Annotated in this window: 19 protein-coding genes; 2 read left to right on the plus strand and 17 right to left on the minus strand. The window is 46.2% G+C overall.

Translation table 11 applies throughout. From position 1 onward, the window contains the following. Positions 1-6: 6 nt before the first annotated feature. The 10 genes from cas8c to WH37_RS15435 form a co-directional block, all read right to left on the minus strand. Positions 7-1,971 (minus strand): type I-C CRISPR-associated protein Cas8c/Csd1, encoded by a 1,965-nt coding sequence (gene cas8c / locus WH37_RS15395; protein WP_046231489.1) that lies wholly within the window; start codon positions 1,969-1,971, stop codon positions 7-9. Then, the gene (gene cas5c / locus WH37_RS15400; RefSeq protein ID WP_046231490.1) at positions 1,968-2,690 is read right to left on the minus strand and encodes a type I-C CRISPR-associated protein Cas5c; all 723 of its coding nucleotides are present in this window, start codon (positions 2,688-2,690) and stop codon (positions 1,968-1,970) included. Before cas5c ends, cas8c begins: the two co-directional genes overlap by 4 nt. A 187-nt stretch (positions 2,691-2,877) precedes the next feature. Next, entirely contained in the window at positions 2,878-3,051 is a 174-nt protein-coding gene (locus WH37_RS35560; RefSeq protein WP_156182311.1) for a hypothetical protein, read from the minus strand. A 353-nt stretch (positions 3,052-3,404) separates the two neighbouring features. Beyond that, positions 3,405-5,861 (minus strand): CRISPR-associated helicase/endonuclease Cas3, encoded by a 2,457-nt coding sequence (locus WH37_RS15405; protein ID WP_046231491.1) that lies wholly within the window; start codon positions 5,859-5,861, stop codon positions 3,405-3,407. 211 nt (positions 5,862-6,072) lie between these two features. Further along, complete coding sequence (locus WH37_RS15410; protein ID WP_052736995.1) at positions 6,073-6,597, minus strand: DUF6933 domain-containing protein; 525 nt, start codon at positions 6,595-6,597, stop codon at positions 6,073-6,075. Positions 6,598-6,749: 152 nt separating this feature from the next. Beyond that, positions 6,750-7,280 carry a hypothetical protein gene (locus tag WH37_RS15415; protein ID WP_046231492.1) on the minus strand — a complete coding sequence of 177 codons (531 nt, stop codon included), beginning with the start codon at positions 7,278-7,280 and terminating at the stop codon, positions 6,750-6,752. Positions 7,281-7,336: 56 nt separating this feature from the next. Then, entirely contained in the window at positions 7,337-7,990 is a 654-nt protein-coding gene (locus WH37_RS15420) for a TetR/AcrR family transcriptional regulator (RefSeq protein WP_082110833.1), read from the minus strand. Between the two features lie 193 nt (positions 7,991-8,183). Then, positions 8,184-9,185, minus strand: a complete 1,002-nt coding sequence (locus tag WH37_RS15425) for a FecCD family ABC transporter permease (protein WP_046231494.1) — start codon at positions 9,183-9,185, stop codon at positions 8,184-8,186. Further along, positions 9,178-10,188: a FecCD family ABC transporter permease gene (locus tag WH37_RS15430; RefSeq protein ID WP_046231495.1), complete on the minus strand. Its 1,011-nt coding sequence runs from the start codon at positions 10,186-10,188 to the stop codon at positions 9,178-9,180. Before WH37_RS15430 ends, WH37_RS15425 begins: the two co-directional genes overlap by 8 nt. 180 nt (positions 10,189-10,368) lie before the next feature. Continuing rightward, positions 10,369-12,333, minus strand: coding sequence for an AraC family transcriptional regulator (locus WH37_RS15435; protein ID WP_046231496.1), 1,965 nt, complete (start codon positions 12,331-12,333; stop codon positions 10,369-10,371). Positions 12,334-12,548: 215 nt separating this feature from the next. Here WH37_RS15435 and WH37_RS15440 point away from each other — a divergent pair, with 215 nt between their 5' ends. Then, positions 12,549-12,770 carry a helix-hairpin-helix domain-containing protein gene (locus tag WH37_RS15440; protein ID WP_414811842.1) on the plus strand — a complete coding sequence of 74 codons (222 nt, stop codon included), beginning with the start codon at positions 12,549-12,551 and terminating at the stop codon, positions 12,768-12,770. A gap of 27 nt (positions 12,771-12,797) precedes the next feature. Here WH37_RS15440 and WH37_RS15445 read toward each other — a convergent pair whose 3' ends face one another. From WH37_RS15445 to WH37_RS15465, 5 genes are all read right to left on the minus strand, one after another. Continuing rightward, positions 12,798-13,247 carry an SMI1/KNR4 family protein gene (locus WH37_RS15445; RefSeq protein ID WP_046231498.1) on the minus strand — a complete coding sequence of 150 codons (450 nt, stop codon included), beginning with the start codon at positions 13,245-13,247 and terminating at the stop codon, positions 12,798-12,800. Further along, the gene (locus tag WH37_RS33625; protein WP_052736996.1) at positions 13,225-13,785 is read right to left on the minus strand and encodes an SMI1/KNR4 family protein; all 561 of its coding nucleotides are present in this window, start codon (positions 13,783-13,785) and stop codon (positions 13,225-13,227) included. Before WH37_RS33625 ends, WH37_RS15445 begins: the two co-directional genes overlap by 23 nt. A 37-nt stretch (positions 13,786-13,822) precedes the next feature. Then, entirely contained in the window at positions 13,823-14,212 is a 390-nt protein-coding gene (locus WH37_RS15455; RefSeq protein WP_046231499.1) for an iron chaperone, read from the minus strand. A gap of 828 nt (positions 14,213-15,040) precedes the next feature. Beyond that, positions 15,041-15,505: an OsmC family protein gene (locus WH37_RS15460; RefSeq protein ID WP_046231500.1), complete on the minus strand. Its 465-nt coding sequence runs from the start codon at positions 15,503-15,505 to the stop codon at positions 15,041-15,043. Between the two features lie 48 nt (positions 15,506-15,553). Continuing rightward, positions 15,554-16,585: a cysteine peptidase family C39 domain-containing protein gene (locus tag WH37_RS15465; protein ID WP_046231501.1), complete on the minus strand. Its 1,032-nt coding sequence runs from the start codon at positions 16,583-16,585 to the stop codon at positions 15,554-15,556. A 275-nt stretch (positions 16,586-16,860) separates the two neighbouring features. Here WH37_RS15465 and WH37_RS15470 point away from each other — a divergent pair, with 275 nt between their 5' ends. Then, positions 16,861-20,151: an InlB B-repeat-containing protein gene (locus tag WH37_RS15470; RefSeq protein WP_046231502.1), complete on the plus strand. Its 3,291-nt coding sequence runs from the start codon at positions 16,861-16,863 to the stop codon at positions 20,149-20,151. Between the two features lie 80 nt (positions 20,152-20,231). Here WH37_RS15470 and WH37_RS15475 read toward each other — a convergent pair whose 3' ends face one another. Further along, positions 20,232-21,626 carry an ADP-ribosylglycohydrolase family protein gene (locus WH37_RS15475; protein ID WP_046231503.1) on the minus strand — a complete coding sequence of 465 codons (1,395 nt, stop codon included), beginning with the start codon at positions 21,624-21,626 and terminating at the stop codon, positions 20,232-20,234. A gap of 2 nt (positions 21,627-21,628) precedes the next feature. Beyond that, the gene (locus tag WH37_RS15480; protein ID WP_046231504.1) at positions 21,629-22,585 is read right to left on the minus strand and encodes a nucleoside hydrolase; all 957 of its coding nucleotides are present in this window, start codon (positions 22,583-22,585) and stop codon (positions 21,629-21,631) included. Positions 22,586-22,617: the final 32 nt, after the last annotated feature.

Here is a 22,617-nt window from a genome sequence, read left to right on the forward strand (position 1 = left end):
TTTTGGTTAGTTTTCATTGTCATTCTCGTATTCTTCATCGTTCGACTGCTCGCCATCCTGTCCTTGTCCGGCGCCGTCGCTTTTGCTTTTCTTACTTGTATATAAATCATGGCGTTGACTGTAAAAACCTAGCAAATACAAGCCGCTAAGCGGAACATTTGTATACTGCTCTGGCTTCATCTTTGAACTAACTTCATCAAACAGACGATGAAAACGGTAGGAATTACCTCCCATTTTCTCGAAGTACGGTTGTATACTTGATTGAATAATTTTCCATGTCCGTTCAGGACGTTGGGAAAAAGCGTTCATGTAGCGAATTGCATTTGTAGCTCGCTTGCTCTCCTTACCAGATGCCTTCCTCTCTCGTTCAAGCTCTGAATTTTCCAGAACATCAGCAATTGCAAGCAATCTCCCAAACAAATAGCTCCGATCGTCGAAATCTTTATTCAGGCTCACTTGGAAGCCCTCCTTCTGATAGGTTTTATTGACTAGCGCACAGGCAATACTGAAAGTCTTTTCCCACTCCCACATATCCATCCCAATAGGATTTGATGCACGGCTAATAGCGCTGCGAACAATATCTAACGGGATAGGACGCTCATCAACGATGCAAGGGAGCATACGCTCCAGCAACCCTTTTACCACTTTTTCTTTCGCATTTGGTCCGTATACTGCAAAAGCAATATCCCGCGTAGCCGGCGCTCCTGTAAAAGCAATATATTTCTTTTGCTCCTCGTCCAATTTATATTGATGCTGCCAGAAGCAAGATTCATGCCATCGCTGTAATTTGTCCATAAACAGTTCCCGGTTCATATCCCGGTAATATACAATCGAAAGTCGCCCTGGCGTTGCTGCATCCAAAATCATAATAACAACATTAGATTTATGTTCATTATTATAACGGTAACCGCTCAATGCCTTTCGCACCTCATTAGCGTACTCCTTATGAGCTGCATTTCCGACACGTCGTTTTGCTTTGGCCTTTTTCAAATGGGGAAACAAATCCCCGCCTGGATCAGGAACATCAAGCCTATCAACTCCCCAGACGAGGAACACTTTTCCATCCAAATAATAGGCCTGCCGATCGATTAGCCATTTCAATGCGTTATGCGCTTTCTGCGAAACCGCATAGCTAACAGACGCCGCATCGCGACTTGTTCGGAATCGTCCTCGAAACGTAAAACCGCTTGTATCGTTTGCTGAAATCAGCTTCGTTTTATCCCCTGAATTTCTAATTTTTGATGCGTGCTTATCCGCATAAGGAAGCCGCCCACCTGTCACATAGCACAAATCAGTCTCCGTCAACTGCATGTCATAAAACTGAATAAAAGACTGCTGAACCTCTCGGTCTCGCCATACCCTTGACTCGGTATCCTCTGGAATTTCCACTGCAAATCGTACAAAAGCTGAACTTTGCTCCGAGACAATGACTTTGAAAATCTCCGGTTTCTCCTTGCTCTCTATTCCCTCTTCAGAGATCCATTTATCTAGTAGTTTTCCCTGAGTATCGGTACATAGCACCCCTTCTTCAATTAAATCCTCAATCAGCGTGCCCTTCTTCAAATATTGATAGATACTCTCTACCTTTTGATGAGCAAAAGGCGATTTGCACCATGTACGCAACTGCTCCATATAGTCTGCATAAGGTGTACCCTTTACCTCACCGACATATCGTGTATAATCACCAGCGACATACATAAGTTTATCGAATAGCGGATATGGAACGGGTGCACTTGTCCGGCTAGCAGCTGCCTCTGTACAAGGAATTATCGTGCTTGAATCTTCCTTTTGAATCGTTACAGCCCTTTTAAACTCACCTTTTCCATTCAAAATAACTTCAATATGTGCACTCTGTGTCGTATGTGAAATCGGTATAAGCGAGTATTCGCGGCCATTCTTTTTCATCTCAATTTTTCCGATATAATCTGTATGATTGTCATATGTCTTGCTCAAATTTGCGAGCCAACTCATGCTCTATCCTCCTCTGCAAATAGTTGCCCATGCAGCAAATCCACAGGCTCCATATTTTCAGGACCGAATGCTTTTACAACGCCTTCTCCGGTTTTACGTGTCAGCAAGCATTCCTCTGGACGAATGAAAGTGATGATACCATGCTGCATCTTCACTTCCCATAACCGAGTCTCTCTATCAGGTTTTCCTGTTTCATCAGGGTAACTGATGCCATGTACCATATGTCCGAAGTCCAATTCCTGCTCCTCGTCATAAAAGCCTGTCCCTTCATTAAAGGTACAAGGCTCCACATAGCCCTGGCATTCACGCGTCCCGAGAAAAATATCCCTGCGTCCCCCTGCTCGAACCGACCGTTTGGCAATATTGTGATGCTTATTTTCGTTACGGTCATAAACGAGATCATCCCTATAATGGTTAAATTCAAAATGAGCACGAATCTGATATTTCACATTCTTCAAGTAGGTATAATAGGCAAGCGTATTCCCGCCATTGTATTCTATGGGGCGTATTCCCTTGGACTCCGTCTGAATCACGTTCATGATTCGAACCTCGTCGATATACCAAATCAACGTCGGCTTCCAGTATATAGATTCAACAATTCCTTTCAGGGCCTGATAAGTGGGAACCTGATAACTAAACTTTTCTCCTCCAATTTTCGTTAGAGGATCTGTAAACAGCGCATAGTTTCCATATACTTCGAACTCTATTTGATTTCGCATTACCCTTCCTCCTTACCCTTCTTTAAAAAATGTGTACTCAGTATGTTGAAAAACTCGCTGTATGAAAGATTAATCTTACAACGCTCTTAATTTTCATACAGCTATAATTGTATTGTTGTTTATAGTTATCTTATTTAACTACTATTTTAAAAATTAATTGCCTGAGAAACACTCTCCAAAAACTCAATTAATGCCGAGTTTGCTCCCCATGTGCTTGCAAGTAAACATCTCGCCATGTTCTGATCTCGCTAATGCTGTAACCCTTAGCAAAACAATAGCCAAAAAGTTCTTTTTCATCAAAATAAGCAGTTTCTATAACAGCTATCAATTTCTCTTGAAAATCTCTTGCATCAAATTTCATTTTCACACTTCACCTTCTAATAAGAATGTATAAATGGTTACTCGTATGATAATATAAGATCCAATAAATTACAAGAGTCTTCAAGTAAAAATTATTTGCTTTAAAACTTTTGATCCCCCCAGTAGATTTCAGGAAACAGTCCTATTAGAATCTGATTTATGGAAGACCATTGTTTATCCTAGTCATCCATTTACACCAGTCCCTTATTTATAGCTAGTCAAACCGTATGGTTTAGAATGATTAAATATGATACAATCCTTATTGTCACTGCAAAGTGTGGATTGAAAGTAATAGGAATGGATTGAATAACCCGCCCACAGGTGGGTTTTTCTCTATTAGCCAAACATCGGATCTTATACGTTCTCACCATCAAGCTCAACTCCAAAAATTTTTGAATATGCCCTCTCCGTCAATGCAAGTATTTCCCCATTTAACAAAGGAGAAATATCCCCTTGCTTGTCTAATGTCTCAAGCACTTCCATTTGAATATTTACGACATATGGTTGGAGTTTACGTAGTAAATCTCCAAGTTTTCCTGCCTGAAGATCACCATTAAGATCCTTAATCAGCTTTTTGCCTTCGCCATATGGGACAAGTACTGCCCTCCCCGAATTACTTATCGCCTCGAAATGCTGTTCTGCCGTTCCCAGGGCCGCATAGTTAATTAGTTCAGATATTTCATCTGATTTATCAAAATATCCTTCAGCGTACTCCAAATTACTATCTAGTAAATCAAACATCTGTTTATTTCCACCCAATTTCTCAATACGGTAATTCATATCTTCTTCAAAATGAGCGTAGTAGTATTTAAAATAAGCTTGCATTGCCGCCTTGGATAACAGTTCTCCACCATAGAGCTTTGGATCTTCTTTCATATCATCCAATACACGCTGCGTCTGCTTAGCACCTATTCCAATTTCTTTCAATTTTTTAAGCGATTCATCTGCCGATTTAATAATATAAACTTGCCTAATCGCTACCTCACCATGACGATTGCATCTTCCCGCCGCTTGTGCGATAGAATCAAGCCCTGCAAGAGAACGAACAACACACTGAAAGCTGATATTAACTCCTGCTTCAATCAGTTGCGTACTAATACATATGACCCGCTCCTTTCTTTCTGGTTTAAGGTCTTCAATTAAATTATCCAATACTTCTTTTCGATGGGCCGCGCACATATTAGTACTGAGATGAAAAATCTTAGCATCACATTCACTCGATTTTTGACGTCCTTTTAGCTCTTTATAAAGCTTGCGCACCGCAGATTTTGTATTCATTATTACGAGAATATTATCAACCTTATCCATTCTATCCAGTACAAAATCCGCCAGTTCTTTCGCCTTCCAGCCTGCTGAGGTAATGCGATCCTTTATTTCAAGCCGTTTAAAGTACTTCCCTACCTTATCCAGATTACTAATGATTTCATTTTCATTGGACAAATGTAATCGATGCTTTACTTTCTCCAACGAAGGCTGAGTTGCCGTACAAAGCAGTAAACTAGAACGTCCGAATATATGCAAAAAATTCAGCGCCGCATTAAACAGCGAAATACATTTCACTGGAACGGATTGAACCTCGTCAAAAATAATGACGGCATTTGATAACTGGTGTAACCTACGTACGTTACGAGTTCCCTTTGCATAAAACGTATTTAAAAACTGTACCATTGTTGTAAAAATAATCGGGCGATCCCATGTATCTTTAGCAAGCCTAATTTTCTTTTTGTGTAAGTCATAAGCTTCAGCATCAGCGACATTTTCTGGGGCATCCTCTTCTTCAATGACATTGGAATGATGCTCCAGAATCATATCGTTTTCATTTAAAATATCTCGAATTTCCTGAGCATTTTGCTCAATAATTGTCGTATAAGGCACAATGTAAATAATCCGCTGCTTATCTCTTTCCAACGCATGCTTTAATGCATATCGCAAACTTGCAAGCGTCTTTCCCCCACCCGTAGGAATGGACAATGTGTATATGCCCGACGGGCGAATCGCGAACTCATCGCATTGCAGCGACATTTCCCTCCTCAAACGATTAATTGGTTTAGCAGCATCCTTCGATTGTTCCAACTCCCCAAACTTCCTCATTAAAGCATTGTAACTTCTATTAAAAAAAGAGTGAAAGTTTTCTGTTGGTTTCGCCTCCTCTTCTTCTTCAAATTGCCGTGAGTTGGTGCGATCCGCATCTATGAGACAACTAAATAGGTACTTAATCAGTAAGGAACAAGTAATCATAGATAGCTCATTTTTAACGATAATAGCAACAAGCCATTCTAATTCTTCTACTGCCTTGGCAAAATAAGCATCCAGTTCCTTCTCCGAGTGCCACATGAAGAATGTAGATTTTGCCTGCTCGTAGCCCCTCTCAATAACCTCTTCCTTATTCTCATCCACTCTCTTTAGAAAAGGAGAAGTTTTATTCGAATCAATAAAGTCTCTTAACCCTTGATGATGTGAGATAATACAATTGGCAATCCATTCAGCAGCCATTTTTTCGGCATCCTTAGCACCTTTTCGGTGGTACCTGCGATAGACTAGCCTGCCACCTGCGGTGGAATGATCAACAGAGCCTTTTCGCGGACGCTGGCTAGCGTCACCAGTTTTCTGTGCCGCAACCGCTCGCTGAATATATTCCATAAAAAGAGTGGTGTTTTTCCCAAGATCATGGAGCCAACCAGCCAAACCAGCTAGATGACGTACACCGATCTTCTCTCCCAATTGCTCACAACCATCCTTCACTTCTTCCAAATGCACTTTTACCGTCTGAATTTTTTCATCTTTTTTACGAATATGTGCAATATACTCCATAGCGCCTCCTGAACTATATTCGAATACCCATTCATCACCCAAAACGGGGTACAAAGTCATAGAACATACATTCGACAACATCCAACATATTCCTTCGTTTCCAGATAAAATTCACAATAAATAGATTGTTTTGTCGTATAAAACACAAAAAAAACCACCCCTTGAAGAGGAGTGGTCTACCACACTAAAAAAATAAAACTAGACTAGCCAATTAAAACTGCCTGTTGCCCAACGCCGCCAGCATCGTTTCACCCGAATAAGCCAAGGGCAATTTCAACATAGGCACTTTGTTAATTCTGCGGTTCAATTTGTTGAACCACTGGGCATGTATCTCTCCCTTTTCCTCCAATTCATACTGGTGCATATGCTTGATGATTAGGATCATGTCATTTATTTGACTAATGATGCTGCGGTCACTCGTTTTCGTAAAGCTGAGCGAATCAGTGCTTTGCATATAGCTTTCTATCACCTGCTTGTCCGCTTTATCAGCAAGCAAATTTTCAGCAATGCTCTCGATTACAAGCTCATGGAATCGTTTAAAATCCTGCTTTTTCAAGCCATTCAGCACAAAATTGTATCGGGTCTCATTATTCATAACCAACACGCATTTCCGGCGATTCAGCAAAAATAGGTGGGCATGCCAGCCATATAGCCGATCTCCCGCCGTCGGCACTGCCACAAAATCCATCATCCCAAGCTCGCTTTCAAGCTTTTTCGTACATTGTAAAGTAAACATATCTGCTCATCTCCTACCGTCTGAAGCTAGTCTCCCTCACCATTAGAGCTTTAAAATAATCCTATCAAGTTTTTCCGTTGGAGGGAAGCGCGATCTGCTCACGCGTTCACCAGCATGATTGGGACGAATATTCCCCATCACCACAGAACTGCCTAAAGCTCACTGCTCTCCAATTGTACAAACTGCTGCGGATTCGCCCGAATGTACGTACTGATGAGCTTCAGGCTCTGTGGTGCAATTTCATTGAAATGTGAAAATAATCGGCTTGCCGCAGCCATAAGCTCATGATCCTGCTCCAAATCTTTCAAAGCCGCATCGCTCCACTGCAAGCCAAGCCTCATTCTTCTTTCCTCGAAGATCTCCTTCGTCTCCTCAAGCAAGCGCAGCATAGAGCTGTCGCCAAAAAATTGCAGCCCACTGGTCACACCTGACCAATAGCCCGGTTCCGCTAGCAGTTGAGAGACCCATCCATAATATTCGCTTACCGAGTTTTTGGCATGATCGTAAAACACTCTGAACATGCATAATGCCCGCTGGCTCTCATTAAGCCCGGCCATCGCCTCGGTTTTCACCTGTCTATCTTTACCGCGAATTTGCAGAAGAATGTGCTTGCTGCAAGCCCAGCCGAGCCTTTCATCATTCAAGGTATCAAAATCCTGTTTGCTCATTACGGCTAACCCCATTCATATACCACTCCTTTTTAGACTATCACCAATATCAATAAAAAAAGCAAAAAAAATCAGCTTGGTTTAATGACCGCCAATGCCGATTCAATAACTTGCTCAAGGATCATTTCTAGCTGCTCTAGTACTTCCGACTCCAAAGCCTCTTGCGCTACGAGCTCCTGCTGCCGCTTTTCTAAATAGTTCATTCCCTGCGACACCGCGCCCCAAAATTGCATCGCCATAAGGCTGGCATTGCCTGGACGAATGGTCTGTTCACTGATGCCCCTCACAATGGCCAGCTCCATAGGCTGCATGAAGCTTTTCACCCATTCGAACGGGGAAAAGGATTCAGCCGGAAATAGATAAGGCACATCCATACTAATACGCATATAAAAATGCGAGACAGCAGGCTCTTCCAAAACTTGCTTGCACACCATTCGAGCGTACCCGTTAAATAGATCAAACGCTGAACCCGCTTGCCCGAAATGAGATTTCGCAAACTGCTCCGTCCTGTCCATCATGTACGTGTAAAGCTGTTGAAACAAGGCTTGCTTGTTTTTAAAATAATGGTACACCAGCCCGCGCGCCAAGCCAGCCCGTTCAGCAATTTCACCGATTTCGGAAGCGGCATAGCCTTTCTCCGCATACACAACTATGGCAGCCTGCAAAATTTCTTGCGACCGCTGCTTGCGAATTTCTTCATTTTGTTCTTTCGTACGTGGCGACATCACGAACTCCTCTTTTTCAATTGACATTCATGTCAATCAAAATGGTACAGATAAACCCTTGCATTGTCAATAGCTGGTTAAGCTGATATAAAAAACGCCAAACGCCCACTATTGTAATAGCAGAGAGGCATTTGACGCTTTACTAGATTAGCGGATTCTGCGTCCGCAAAATGATTAGCTATCATTCACAACCCTATACACTAGCCTTGCGTTTAAACAGCAAATACATAAAAAACGGAGCCCCAACCCCTGCCGTAAACACCCCAGCGGGAATGTCGAGCGGCATAAACAGCATTCGCCCTGCCAAATCGGCAAGCAGCAGAACAATAGCGCCCAGCAGTGCAGACACCGGGATGACCATCGCATACGAATGGCCCGCGAGCCTTCTAGCCATATGAGGCGCAAGCAGTCCGATAAAAGAAATCGTTCCCGCAATGCCGACAGCCGCTCCGGCAAGGGCAACACTAAAGAACAGCAGCAGCAAGCGGCTTAGCTGAAGCCGACTTCCCAAGCCGCGCGCGACGTCCTCGCCTAAGGCTTGCACATTCAATTCCTTGGCAAAAAGCAGCGCCAACGGAATAAACACAACGACCCACGGCCACAGCGCTTTAATATACGACCAGTTCGTGCCGTAAATGCTGCCCGTCATCCAGTTCAGCACCTGCGCTGCCAGATAAGCGGGTCCGCTAATGAGCAGAAACATCGTAAGGGCGCTCATCGCCGTCGAAATGCCGATGCCGATCAGCACGAGCCGCAGCGTGGAGACGCCTTTTTTCCAGGCCAAACCGTAATTGAGCGCCGCCGCCACAAAAGCGCCCAAAATCGCAATAACCGGAACGAAGTGGATGCTATAGCCGGTGAACAAGGTCATAAAACCAACGACCGCAACAGACGCGCCGCCCGTCACGCCAAGCAAATCCGGCGATGCCAGCGAATTGCGGATGACGCCTTGAAGCAAGGAGCCTGCTACCGCTAACGCTGCGCCAATGAGCAAGGCGGCTAAGATGCGTGGCAAACGGAACTGCATAATAATTAAATCACTGTCCTCTGTATTGCGACCCAGCAGCGACAGCAGTACTTCTTTAATCGGAATGGCGATGCTGCCCATGGATAAGCATAAAATACTTAAACCAACGAGCACGATGCTTAACGTAAGCAGGAGCGAAATATTTTTCCCTATTCGATGCTTAGGCATATTTCTTCCTCCTCGCCACATGAATCAGGAACGGCACGCCAATAAGCGCCGTTGCAACGCCTACTGGAACCTCCTTCGGCAAGAGCACGAACCGGGACAACAGATCGGCCGTCACCAGCAGCAAAGCTCCTGCCACTGCACAGTAGGGAATTAGCCAGCGGTGATCATTTCCGACCAGCGCCCGGCATAAATGGGGAATAACCAGCCCGATGAAAGCAATCGGCCCCGCAGCAGAAACGGCACTTCCCGCAAGCAGCACGACAGCTGCCGTGCACAGAAGGCGGATCAGCATCAGGCGCTGCCCAAGCCCCTTCGCATTTTCGTCTCCCAAAGCCATCACATTCAAGGAGCCCGAAAGCAGGAACGCGAGCAGCAGCCCGGCGATTATGTATGGCAGCACCATCACGAGATGGTTCAGCTCCCTCCCTGACACGGAGCCGACCATCCAGAACAATGCCGATTCAAGCGACTGCTTATTGATTAAAATAAGGCCCGAGGTAACCGAGCTCGCAAATGCGGCGACGCAAGCTCCCGCCAAGGTGAGCCGGATCGGCTCAAAGCCTCCTCCTCCCTGCATGCCGAGCGCATAGACGAACACAGCTGTGACCGCTGCTCCCGCAAAAGCAAGCCCGATCATCGTGCTCATCGTCAGCGACGAGCCGAACAAGGCCAGCCCAACGACAATAAACAGCACCGCACCAGAATTTATGCCGAAAATCGACGGCGACGCAAGCGGATTGCGCGTCAGCACCTGCATAATGGCGCCTGCCACCGCAAGGCTCGCTCCCACTACCGCCGCAATGAGCGTGCGAGGCATGCGGGTATGGGTCAAAATCAGATGCTCATTCGAGCCATCGAACTGGCTGTAGGCGAGCCACAAATCTTTTAACCCAAATTGTTGGAGTCCGAACAGCACGCTGGCAAGCATGCAAATAAGCAGAATAACAACTCCCGCTGCGAGAACAGCAAGCTTGCTGCCTCGGCTCTCCATCCACTTAGACATCATCTCTCCCCCTCTCTTTCCTCAATAAGGTGAAACGGCCGAAAGCCGTCCTTTGGCGGCGCAGCACGTTTCATTCCGAGAAATATAGAGAAAGGATGAAAAATCATATACTTTCCTATATTTTAAAAGAAGCCGACGCCAATAAAAATGACGTCAGCCTGCTCCGTTGTTTCAGTCTCTTTATTGAATGTCGAAATAGTCTACGATTTCGTCCAGCAGCAGATTGGCCGCCTTGTAGCCTCCGGCTGTATTCCAAATCGCCTCATCTACTTGAACAACTTTGTTATTTTTTGCCACATCAAGGTTTTTGAACAGTGGATCATTCATCCACTCTTCTACTACTTTAGCCGCCTCCGTCTGTCCTGGCGCTTCTGTTACGAAGTAGAACAATACGTCCCCGTCCATCTTAGGAATGCTTTCTTTGGACATCACTTCAATAAAGGAATCCACATCCTGGGATTCTGGACGGGCAAAGCCGAGCTGTTCAAAAAGCACACCAGAGAACGTTTGCTTTTGATAAATGCGCACTTGGGAAGCTGAGAAGCGGGCCACGGATACTTTCGTTGCCGCTTTATCGCCAATTTTCGCTTTCACCTCAGCGACGCGTTTATCGAAATCCGCCATCGCTTTGTCGCCTTCATCCTGTTTATTCACCGCTTGAATATACAGCTTGAAGTTAATTTTCCAATCGCCAGCCAGATCCTCTGCAAATACAGTAGGTGCAATCTGGTTCAGCTGCTCATAAATTTTCTCTTGCCGCACCTTGTTGCCAATAATTAAATCCGGCTTCAGGCTGGCAATCAGCTCGATGTTCGGCTGCAATTCATCGCCTACAACCGTCACATCCTCCATTTCATTTTTAATATGCTCGTACCACGGATCGCCGACCCACGATTGAACCGCGCCAACCGGCTTGATGCCTACCGCAAGCAGTGCCTCTGTTCCTTCATTCGTCAAAATGACGACGCGCTCCGGCGTCCCTGTCAAAGTCACTTCGCCCATCGCATGCTTAATGACGCGGGAAGCATCCGCTGTAGCCGTATCGGTAGCGGCTGGCGTCGAAGCTGCCGCATTGCTGCTTGGCGAAGCCGAGCTCGTATTTGTCGTCGCGTTCGTGCTGGATGTACCTGCTCCGCAGGCGCTAAGCAGCAATGTAAAGCAAATAATGACGGCTGCCATCATTGATATTTTTGATTCTCTGTACATAAATAAAGGCCCCTCTTCCTTGTAGTGAGAATGATTTTCATAACCATACTCACTATACCGTTTGAGCCTTCGCGGGACAAGGGCATATCTTGAACCGGGTACAGGATTATTTTGAACCTTCGCTTTGTATTGCCCAAGCGACATGCCGGTATGCTTTTTGAAAATGCGATTAAAATAGCTGTCATCTGGAAAGCCGACGCTTTCGGCAATTTCCTGCAGCGTTGCCTCCGTTTCAAGCAGCAGTTCCTTCGCCTTGCCGATGCGCAGCGCAATTAAATAGTCGATCGGACTTTGTCCAATCGCCTGCTTGAACTTGCGGGACAAATAGCTGACGCTGCAATCCAGCAGCTCCGCAAGCTCGTCGAGCGCTATGCGCTTCGCGTAATGCTCCTGCATGTAGCGAATGGCTTGCGTGACGTAGTCCGCTTTTCGCGCATGTTTGTCTTGATTGGAAAGCTGCTGAAATAATTCATGTATGAATTGGTAAAACATCGTCTTAATATATAGTTGATCAAGCACGTTCGGATGCTGCCATTCCCGCTCCATGTGCTGTATTTTATCGAGCAAAGCAATCGGCTGACGGGAGGCAAAGCTATATTGCAGTTGAAAAGGATCGTGCTGCTCCATCAACTGAACCAGCTCCCGACGGCTCTGCAGCGGCAAAACCGCTTTGTACAAAATTATGTAATATTCCAAAAATGGCTCCGGCACAATGTCCAGGCACATGCCTTTCCCGCCATGCAGCACATGAAAACGCTCCACCAGCACCGTCTTGCCATCCAGCCGCACCTCAGCATTTCCACGAGTCGTATACAAAAAAGCGCTCGCCGGCAGACGATAAGAACGCAGCTCCTCTCCTCGCTCCATCATCGTATGCCGCACGTCCATCACACGAATGGAGGCCTGGTTCCACAGCAAAATATGCTCACTCTGATTCAACGTGCCCTATCCTTCCTTTCCCCATGCTGCTAGTATGCACCCATGTCAATCTACATCGATTGTTCTTGTCCTCCTATTATAAGTGATAATAATTCTCACATACAATGGTTGATTGTGAAATCGTGCGAAGTGCCTATCGGGAAGGAAGGAAATAATAAAGGCTTTCCCGAATGATAAGCATCAAGGAAAGCCTACATTTATAAGGAGTGATGAACGTGGAACCATCCAATCTGTTGCCTGATCGTGAGAAGGCAAGCGATATGCCCAATGTCGGAAAGCCCGCAACACGCGCACTCACCGCAGCAGGATACGTACAGCTGGAGCAATTCACAAAACTTACCGAGGCGGAGGTGCTGAAGCTGCACGGGGTAGGGCCTAAAGCAATAAGGATCATCCGGGAAGCGCTCGCTGCCAACGGACAATCCTTCGCTGAATAAAAAATATTCGTAGCTCTTACAGAAGGTTTATGAATGCTCGTCTATTAGCTTTTCAAGAAACTGGGCGAACGATTGCGCATATACTTCGACATCCCCACCGAGGTAGTCCTCGCGCATGACCTCGCCTTCATTCTGTCCGTCCCAAGCCTTCATATCAAAAAAATAAGCTTCATCCGCATCCGGCACATAAATATAGAGCCTGCCCTGTGGAATCCAATCATGTTCTCGATTTAACCGGTGGTTATAAAGGAGATCACTATCGGATATATCTTTAAACTCCGGCGGTACAAGCGTAAAAATGACGGAGCCGCTTAACTGGGCGTTGCCATATTCACGCAGCCACCATTTATAGGACGCTGGCAGCTGCTGGCCAAGCTCGGCCTCCGCCTCGGCAATCCATGCTTCTTCGACCTGGCGGCCTGCAAACCATTTGATAGCAGAGGGATGTTCGAGTTTATTTTTCAGTGATGCGTACATCGGCACCCTCCTCGTCTTCATCGTCTGTTTCATCTGTTTCATCTGTTTCATCTGTCTCGTCTGTCTCAAGCTTCAACGCAGCATGAAACGACTCAAAATTTTCGCACAAGACGGATAGATTACCTTCCATCATTTCTTCGACCGTTATGTTCTCGCTTTGCGCCTCCGACTCCGCATCCTCTAAACAGAGAGCCATTTCATGATCGATATATAAAAGGCCAGGATTCTCATCGGACTCGCGATAATCAAAAACAAGCCAGTCTCCGCTGCTGATGCTCCAAGCGAATGGAATTAATTTGCGCGGCTGAAGGACAACCTCGGCTATCGCTTCGAGATTTGCAGGATAGGAAGCATCCAGCTTAATAAATCGAATGCCCCAAGCAGTGTAGCCGTTAAAATCGACGAGGTTGTATTCCGTATTAGGATTAGCGGACTGCAACTCATCCGTTGTCATAAATGCCTTATACGTGGCTGGAAAAGCAAGCTGTAGCGATTGTTCAATGTCATGAATGTCCGATAGCTGCTGCGAAATATCCATCTCTTTATATGCTCACTCCTTATCGGCGTTCCGCCTTTTATTTTTTCTTGTTCAACTTTTCTTGTGCTTTTGTCGTATTCTCAGCCACTCTAAATGCGACAATTCTGCCGATTAATTCATAAGGCAGCGGCTTGTCCAGCGGAAACTGAACCGAGCCCTTTGCCCCTTTATAAACGGACAATTCCTCTTTGAAGGCTTCAATGCCTCTTGGAGCGGGATAAAATCCAATATGCTTTTTAAACGCTGCAAAATGTACCAAGTTGCCATGCAGCTCAAATGTCGGCATTTGGTAGCTGATCTTCTCCGTCGCTTCCGGCGCCGCCTCTTTGATGACCTTTCGTATCGCCTGCAGCAGCTCTTGGATTTCTTGCGGGAAGCCGGCGATATATTCGTCGATCGTTTCAAACGTCGTTTGGTTGCCGTCCATAATTAAGCTCCTTTCCGTTCATTATTTAAAAAATCAGTTCAATAAATTAACATGATAGCGCCCCAGACTGTATGATTGATGGTGTTCTCATTTCCTTCTTTAATCTTCTTGGCTAGGGCTACGGCGTTCATAAAAAAGATGATAGCTATTGTAGGTGTAATATAGACAACGAAAAAAGCAATTGTACTCACATCCTTTCCAATTACATGGAAAGCATTGAAGGGCAAATTTGTTGTTTCGATGGATATACGTATACAATTGATTATACTATTATAGTCATTTTTTTCATCAGCAATTAGATCTTAATCTAGCACATAAGGTAGATTCATGCTCTTCGTTTCAGGAGTTTACTCCCTGTACAAACATAGAATTGGTGGACACAGCAGCCGTTATTTCGACAGAATTACGGGTTAAGGCACAGGCTGCGGACTCAGGAGCCGCTAATGCGCTGCTATTAGCCATTTTGACGGGTTGAGGAGGACAATAGCGGATTTCCTGTCCGCGTGCGGCCAGAAATCCGAGCAAAAGCCAGAATAGCGGAATCTGTGTCCTTCAAAAAAAGGAGGGTGCTTCCAGATCTGCGTGCTCTCAGATACAGTACTCCCAGAAACAGTACTCTCAGCAACAGTATTGCCAGCCACAGTGTTTCCAGCCGCTATCGCATGCTGCGTTTCTCAAAGCTTGAATCATCAGACGGGATTGGTCTGGAATAAGCGCTAGGCAAGTAACAGCGGGCTGGCTCCGGCTTGCACACACAACCTAGACAAGGCCCGTCATCTCCTAAGAGACCACGGGCCTTATGCTTCTTACAAATATAGCGCAAACAGCTTACAACGCGGCTGACTCTGTATTTTCGATAATAATCCGCTCTAATTTCACATTAACCGGGTTGGCAATGCTATCCCCCACTGGGCATTTGCTCTCCAAAAATTGAACGAAGGCATCCACCTTCTCCTTGGGCGAATCCGTTTTGATTTTGAACGTATAACGGATGTCGGAATAGCCTGGACGAACCTCGCTTTTATTGAAAAATCCATCCAGATCAAGGTCGCCTTCAACCTCAACTTGGAAATCGTCCAGCTTTACATCAAACTTGGGAGCATACACCCGGGCAACAATAGACTGGCATGCGCCTAATGAGGCAAGCAGAGCTTCCACAGGATTCATCCCCGTATCTGTCCCTCCGAGACTCTTCGGCTCATCAATTGTCAATTCGAACTGTCTCGCTGTTGCTTTGACTTTAACCCCATCCTGTAAATGCGCCGTTGCCTTAAACGTTTGTACATTAGCCATTATTAACGCTCCTTATGAAAAATATTTTATGTCCGTTCCGAATCCGTTCTAAACTCGCACCCAATCCGTTATCGGAAAATAGCTCTTGCAAGCTAGCATTTCGTCATGCAGGCGGTTAAGAACTTCTTGTTCCCGGTCTTTAATCCGGTTCAGATTATTGTTAATCGAATGAAGGATGTCATTGTTATTGGTCTGTCTATATTTCATGAGGGTCACCCGTTGCAGGTTGACGTCCCGCTCGATCGGTTCATAACCGGATAGCAGCGTTTCGTCCTTGATGTAGCCTTGGGCCAGCATATATTCGATTTTCGCCCGCATGCACTTCTTGTGCTCCCACAAAATATGCAGCGGCCGGCCGTCGGGCGCTCGGGTTCCATCGGTTACTTTCACTAGCTCCTCCGTTATGTACCGGTACACATCCATGCCGAAGGCCAGATTGCTCTCGGTGTGGAAAATGGTTTTCAGACGATTCGTGGCGCTAAGGTAGTCCTCGAGAAAATAAAGAACGGAATCCGCCGTGAACACATACTTGTGGTCGGTAGCGCGGTATAAGCAAATTCGTGTCTTATATTCTTCGTAATTGCCGTATTCGTCAAAAAAGGCCGCATTATTGAATGCGTTTTCATAATCATCATAGGAAACGGAGAAGGTCTGATATTTGCCGTCCACGAAATTGGTCACCAGATAGCTCTGCTGCTCGCTATCGTACCCGCTGATTAACAAATCATGTGTGAAATTTCTCACCCCAAAAAAGTCACTGTAGGGCATATAATACTCGTTGATGAAAGATAGAACATGATAGCCTTGTTCAAGACTCGTTTGAATGAAGCGGTGGATGTCCGTTAAGGAAATGACGAGTGAACGGGATATCGCCTGTGTCTCCCGAAGCGGGCAATTATCCAATTGGTAAAAATTCACTGGACAAGCTAGCTCTACGAAATCTTTTGCGCAAAATAATTGGGTGTAATAGCTGTGCATCCACGGTTGGAAGCTCTCGGAATGTCCAATAATACCGAATAAATACGCGTGGTGCAAATAGCCATAAATAGGTGAATCAGCTAGCGGCAGATGAATTTTCACCGGAACATATCTCCCTTAATCATATTGTATAAAACATCCAATATTGGTAGAGTCGAAGATATTATCCCATTCCTATTTAGTGCTGTCAATTGGCTTCTGAGAGAGGCTCATCGTTAAATTGAACTGCCTCCGTACATCTAAAATTTATATCCCTCCCCTATTTTTCAGAGAACCTATCCTTTTGGGTAGTTTTTTTATGTGCAGTAACCGTTTAGAATAGGTGGGCAGCGCTCTAACGCGGATGCATGTCTTTAAAGTAAAGGGGAGAGTACTTCATGCCGGTAAAAGGAAAACAGTTAAATGTCCTGAAATGGTTAATCTGTTTTACCCTACTAATAAGTCTATGGCCAGCGGCCATGCTTCAAAAAGCAAGCGCAGCTGTGAGCGGAGATTTCACGTACAGTATATCGTCCGGTAAGGCGACAATAACTAGCTATAATGGTTCGGATCAGAATGTTATCATTCCTGCCACTATAGATGGGTTTACGGTGAACAAGATTGGGATCCAAGCATTTAAAGCTCGCAATCTAACATCCGTGTCCATTCCTAACACGGTTACCGATATCGAAAACTCTGCTTTTGAGAATAACCAACTTACGATGTTGACCATTCCGGATAGTGTGACTTTTATTGGCAGTTATGCTTTTTCAAACAATGATTTGTCAGTCTTGACCCTATCGGAAAACGTATCTAGCATAGGAGTATCTGCATTTGAGAACAATGAGCTGCAAGTATTGTCTATCCCCGAGAGCTTGAGCGTCATAAATATGTATACGTTTAAGAACAATAAATTGACAAGCCTAAGCCTGCCGGAAGGATTATTATTCATTTTCGACAATGCATTTGAGCGTAATCTGCTGACGAATATTAACCTCCCATCCAGCTTAACCAATATAGGTAATTCAGCCTTTTATGACAATAAATTGACTGACCTGTCGATCCCAAACAATGTAAACACTATTGGTTCAAATGCATTTCAGGCAAATATGCTTACTAGCGTACATCTTTCGTCAAGTGTAACTCGTATCGAGAACAGCACCTTTCAAAATAATCAATTAACCGAACTGACTATTCCTAGCGGTGTAAACTATGTTGGCCAAAATGCATTTGAATCTAATCAACTGACCAGCATAAGTCTTCCTTCCAGTTTGACCATTATCGATCATGCAGCTTTTGCTAAAAATAAAATAACGGCTGTTTCTTTTCCAAACAGCTTGATTTCCATAGGGAATGATGCATTCCAACAAAATCAGCTGGGAAATATCACGATTCCGTCTAGTGTGTCCAGCATAGGAAATCGTGCATTTAGCACAAATCAGCTGTCCGACATCACTCTTTCCGATGGAGTTGGAAGCATAGGCTCATTTGCATTTGAAGAGAATCAATTGACAAATGTTTACATTCCATCAAGTGTAACACATATACATTCACTCGCTTTTTATCATAACCCATTGGCAAAAGCGATTGTTGCAGGTGATTCAACACTCGTCAATAGTTCAGCATTTGGTGAATTATTGGACACTTCCATAATCGCATTTGATCCTTCTCCTGCAAAAATTTATGCAGGTGTCAGCAGTCAGCCTTTCCTAAACCTGTTAGCAGAGGGAGTCGTTTTCACTCCTAACGGTTCGATGTTTGGCAGCACCTCGGACACAGTTGTTACAATAGGATCGCCAATACCTTTGGGACTTCCAATAACGGTAGACTACAGATGGTCCTCTTCCGAAGTACAGCCAACTTGGACTGGTGAAGAATCAAGCTGGACAACGTTCGTGAGCGGCGCTCCCATTCCCGTACCGGGTTCAGATGGTCCGTGGTACCTGCATGTTCGGGTCGATGACGGGACGCATAATGCTGGTTTTGCTCGTTCTGCTATGTTTCAAGAGAAAATAACACATACCGTTGCATTCAATTCCCAAGGCGGCAGTGCAGTTGACAGCATGACTGGCATTGTGGAGGGCTCAACGATTACAGAACCTGATGCACCGACCCGCAGCGGCTATACCTTTGCGGGTTGGTATACAGATGGAAGCTATGCAACAGCGTGGAACTTCACCACTGATCCAGTGAACCAGGATTTCACCTTGTTTGCGAAGTGGACGGCTATCCCTACTTTTACGGTATCCTTTCATTCCCAAGGCGGCAGTGCAGTTGACAGCGTGACTGGCATTGTGGATGGATTAACGATAACAGAACCTAATGCACCGACCCGCAGCGGCTATACCTTTGCGGGTTGGTATACAGATGGAAGCTATGCAACGGCTTGGAATTTCACCACTGATCCAGTGAACCAGGATCTCACCTTGTTTGCGAAGTGGACGGCTATCCCTACTTTTACGGTATCCTTTCATTCCCAAGGCGGCAGTGCAGTTGACAGCATGACTGGCATTGTGGAGGGCTCAACGATTACAGAACCTAATGCACCGACCCGCAGCGGCTATACCTTTGCGGGTTGGTATACAGATGGAAGCTATGCAACGGCTTGGAATTTCACCACTGATCCAGTGAACCAGGATCTCACCTTGTTTGCGAAGTGGACGGCTATCCCTACTTTTACGGTATCCTTTCATTCGCAAGGCGGCAGTGCAGTTGACAGTATGACTGGCATTGTGGATGGATTAACGATAACCGAACCTAATGCACCGACACGCAGCGGCTATACCTTTGCGGGCTGGTATACAGATGGAAGCTATGCAACGGCTTGGAACTTCAACATGGATTCGGTGAACCAAAATCTCACCTTGTTTGCGAAGTGGACGGCTATTGCTATTTCTTCCCCTGCTGCCCCTTCTACCAGTGAGTTACAAATAACTTATACCGTTAGCTTTGATTCTAGGGGAGGAAGTGTTATTTCAGGAATATCCGCTGTCAAAGCACAATCAACGATTAACGAGCCAAAAGAACCGGAGAGGGCTGGATACAGCTTTGAAGGCTGGTATACCGAAGCGGCTTATGTCACGCTCTGGGATTTTCATTCCAATAAAGTGACGAAGAACCTTACCCTTTATGCGAAATGGGCTGAAATTTCCGAAGAAACAAATTTCAGCGACATTGTCGGCCACTGGGCGAATGAATCGATCCTTAAAGCAGTTAAAGCTGGAATCGTCAGCGGCTATCCGAATGGAACTTTTGATCCGAGTCGTATAGTAACCCGTACAGAGTTCTTGGTTATGCTGATGAATGCTCTAAAGCCAGCAAGTGAAGGAGCAGACTTAACATTCACGGATGCTGAAAATATCCCGGCATGGGGACAGCAAGCTGTCGCACAAGCGGTTCAAACTGGAATCATTTCAGGCTACGCAGACGGAACGTTCCTTCCAAATGGCCCTATTACTCGAGCTGAGATGGCATTGATTATCGCCAGAGCACTTAAAATAGAGACTGAAGAGAATGCCACAACCAGCTTTGCGGACGACAATAGCATACCGGTATGGGCGAAAGGAGCGGTAGCTGCATTAGAAAAGCATGGAATCATGAAAGGGACTGGAGCAAATCAGTTCAATGCATCCTCCATGGCAAATAGAGCGGAAGCCGTGACAATTATTTTAAAACTGCTGGAGGAGTAGATAAACTAATCATCAAAAAGCCCTCATCTTGGTTTTAAGGTGAGGGCTTTTTGACGCTTACTCCAATGCTTTTTTCCATATTAGGAATGAATTATTTCCGCCTCAATTTTCCGAAAAACCTCATAGCTCCGCCGCGCAACCTTGGAGATCGCAATCGGATGAAAGCCGCTCAGCTCCGCATACAGCGTATCATTCAGCGGCTCAATCCATGACTTCGGCAGCGCTGCTGCGCCATGCTTTGCGCCCATAATCGAGCCGACCGTCGCACCGTTGCAGTCGGTGTCCATGCCGCCATAAACGGCCGTCGTTACAGCCTTCTCGAAATCATCGCCTGCATACACGAGCACCGCAGCTACCAGCGCTGCATTATTATTCGTATGCACAGCATCATAATGGCTGAACGCTTCCCAGATACGGCTCACCAGTTCGCGGTCGCTGCTTGCTTCCTCCGCAATAGCCACCGCCTTGCGCACATCATCAGCGAGTCTGCTCGTTGCCGGAATTTCGCTGAGGCCAATCTCGACAATACGCTTGCTGTCCTTCTCCACGAAAGCAGCCGCAATCATCGCCGCGACGAACATTTCGCCATAGATGCCGTTCTTCACATGCGAGAACGACGCATCGCGCCAGCCAAGCTCGGCCGCTAGCTCCGGCTTACCTGCTGCTCCGTAAGCGAGCCCGTCCGCACGGATTTGCGCGCCGATCCATTCTCTGTAAGGGTTCATATGCATCCGCACCCGCTCCTGGCGAACGGCCCAATCGTCAGGCTTGTCTCCATTCAGATGAGAGGTCTCATGAGCAAAATTCAAATAAGACTGCGTCTCTGCTGTACAAACTTGGCTGTAGGTCAAGTTTTTGTGCCAAAGCTTGCCGATGTCCCAAGAGTCGAAAGCGAGCCCTTTTTGCTCAAGCAGTAAAAGTCCCAGCACCGTATAGCGGATATCATCATCGCTCTCCATGTACTGAATTGTCTCGCTTGTGCTCATGGGCGACCAATCATTCAGCCCCAGTCCATACTGCTCTCTTGCCGTCGATTCGCCCGGCGTATATCCTTTAATCGGCCAAGCGTCAGCGCCGCGGAACCATAGCTCAATATTTTCCCAGCCAGGGCGTCCGTCTTTGCCATACAAATAATCCCAATATTCCACTGGCTTGCCGAGTGCACAGCCAACACTGCGTCCAAGCCAAGCGCCGTAAAACTTGTCCATCCACTGCTCATCAGTCAAATTTACTGCCAGCGTTCTTGGGCCCTCCGGGCGCAGCCTGCGGATCGACTCCAAATCGGATGGCTCCTCATAAGGGAAATCCGCACGCACTTCCAATGCAGACAGCTCGTTATAAATCTCCATAAGCGCTTCATGGCTTTCGCCCGCCGCGGCCAGCTTTTCCGCGAAGCCGTCTACGTTGCAGCCTTCTTCCCCGCGCTGAATAATCTCGAACCGGACAATTTCTTGTAGCTTATCCCAGCCTGCCATAATTAAGCCTGCCCTTTCCGAGCTTTGGCGTTCTCATCATGCACAGCAAGAGCGTCAAAAATCAGCTTAATAAAAGCTTCACGGTCCACATCCATCAGCACCTGAACATTCGCCGTTTCATCCGTTTTTTTGCGGCGGTCTGCCACAGTCATGCCTCTCGTCACCCTGCCGTCTGTCTCAATCGTGACGTAATAGCTTTCACTTTGGAACAGCTCAGGGGCTAGCAACCAAGCAATCGCGCACGGATCATGCAGCGAGCTGCCTTCAAAGCCAAGCTTGCGGCTGTAAATGGAATAGAAGTCCAGCAGCTCGCCCACCATATGCGAAACCTCTCCACGCTGCTTCAACGCTTCAATATCCTCCTGATAAATAGCCGCTTTATCGGTCACATCCAGGCCGCTCATCGTAATCGGGATGCCCGATTCGAACACGATTCGTGCAGCCTCCGGGTCAACGTAAATGTTGAACTCTGCCGTTGACGTAACATTACCGTAGCTGATGCCTCCGCCCATTAGGGAAATCTGCTCGATTTTCTCCTTTACATCGGGGAAACCTTTGAGCAGCAGTGCAATATTCGTCAGCGGGCCGATCGGCACGAGCGTTACCTTCTGCTCCGAGGAACGGATCACCTCGACCATCAGCTCAATCGCATGTTTATCGACCGGCTTGAACCGGGAAGCCGGCAAATCTGGGCCGTCCATGCCCGAATCGCCATGCGCCTCTTCTCCGGTTACGAGCTTGCCGAGCAGTGGTCCGGGTGCGCCTTTCGCAACCGGAATATCTTTATCTACAAAGCTGAGCAGCTTCAGTGCGTTGTTCGTAATTTTCTCCAGCACCTGATTGCCGCCAACCGTTGTAATCGCTTTTACCTCCAACTGCTGTGGATTGGCAAGTGCGAGCAAAATGGCGATCGCATCATCATGCCCGGGATCACAATCGATAATAATCGGTCTAGCCATCGTGTTAATCATCCTTTCACTTTCGCTTTAAA

It is taken from the genome of Paenibacillus algorifonticola (assembly GCF_000971975.1).
Classification (GTDB): Bacteria; Bacillota; Bacilli; order Paenibacillales; family Paenibacillaceae; genus Pristimantibacillus; species Pristimantibacillus algorifonticola.

What these genes read in the sequence shown, in the direction of transcription:
- WH37_RS15420 (WP_082110833.1), bottom strand. Translation starts at nt 7,990, where the DNA reads ATGTCGCCACGTACGAAAGAACAAAATGAAGAAATTCGCAAGCAGCGG.
- WH37_RS15425 (WP_046231494.1), bottom strand. Translation starts at nt 9,185, where the DNA reads ATGCCTAAGCATCGAATAGGGAAAAATATTTCGCTCCTGCTTACGTTA.
- WH37_RS15460 (WP_046231500.1), bottom strand. Translation starts at nt 15,505, where the DNA reads ATGGCTAATGTACAAACGTTTAAGGCAACGGCGCATTTACAGGATGGG.
- WH37_RS15405 (WP_046231491.1), bottom strand. Translation starts at nt 5,861, where the DNA reads ATGGAGTATATTGCACATATTCGTAAAAAAGATGAAAAAATTCAGACG.
- WH37_RS15445 (WP_046231498.1), bottom strand. Translation starts at nt 13,247, where the DNA reads ATGTACGCATCACTGAAAAATAAACTCGAACATCCCTCTGCTATCAAA.
- WH37_RS15455 (WP_046231499.1), bottom strand. Translation starts at nt 14,212, where the DNA reads ATGGACGGCAACCAAACGACGTTTGAAACGATCGACGAATATATCGCC.
- cas8c (WP_046231489.1), bottom strand. Translation starts at nt 1,971, where the DNA reads ATGAGTTGGCTCGCAAATTTGAGCAAGACATATGACAATCATACAGAT.
- WH37_RS15475 (WP_046231503.1), bottom strand. Translation starts at nt 21,626, where the DNA reads ATGGCAGGCTGGGATAAGCTACAAGAAATTGTCCGGTTCGAGATTATT.
- WH37_RS15470 (WP_046231502.1), top strand. Translation starts at nt 16,861, where the DNA reads ATGCCGGTAAAAGGAAAACAGTTAAATGTCCTGAAATGGTTAATCTGT.
- WH37_RS35560 (WP_156182311.1), bottom strand. Translation starts at nt 3,051, where the DNA reads ATGAAATTTGATGCAAGAGATTTTCAAGAGAAATTGATAGCTGTTATA.
- cas5c (WP_046231490.1), bottom strand. Translation starts at nt 2,690, where the DNA reads ATGCGAAATCAAATAGAGTTCGAAGTATATGGAAACTATGCGCTGTTT.
- WH37_RS15410 (WP_052736995.1), bottom strand. Translation starts at nt 6,597, where the DNA reads ATGTTTACTTTACAATGTACGAAAAAGCTTGAAAGCGAGCTTGGGATG.
- WH37_RS15480 (WP_046231504.1), bottom strand. Translation starts at nt 22,585, where the DNA reads ATGGCTAGACCGATTATTATCGATTGTGATCCCGGGCATGATGATGCG.
- WH37_RS15430 (WP_046231495.1), bottom strand. Translation starts at nt 10,188, where the DNA reads ATGTCTAAGTGGATGGAGAGCCGAGGCAGCAAGCTTGCTGTTCTCGCA.
- WH37_RS33625 (WP_052736996.1), bottom strand. Translation starts at nt 13,785, where the DNA reads ATGGATATTTCGCAGCAGCTATCGGACATTCATGACATTGAACAATCG.
- WH37_RS15415 (WP_046231492.1), bottom strand. Translation starts at nt 7,280, where the DNA reads ATGGGGTTAGCCGTAATGAGCAAACAGGATTTTGATACCTTGAATGAT.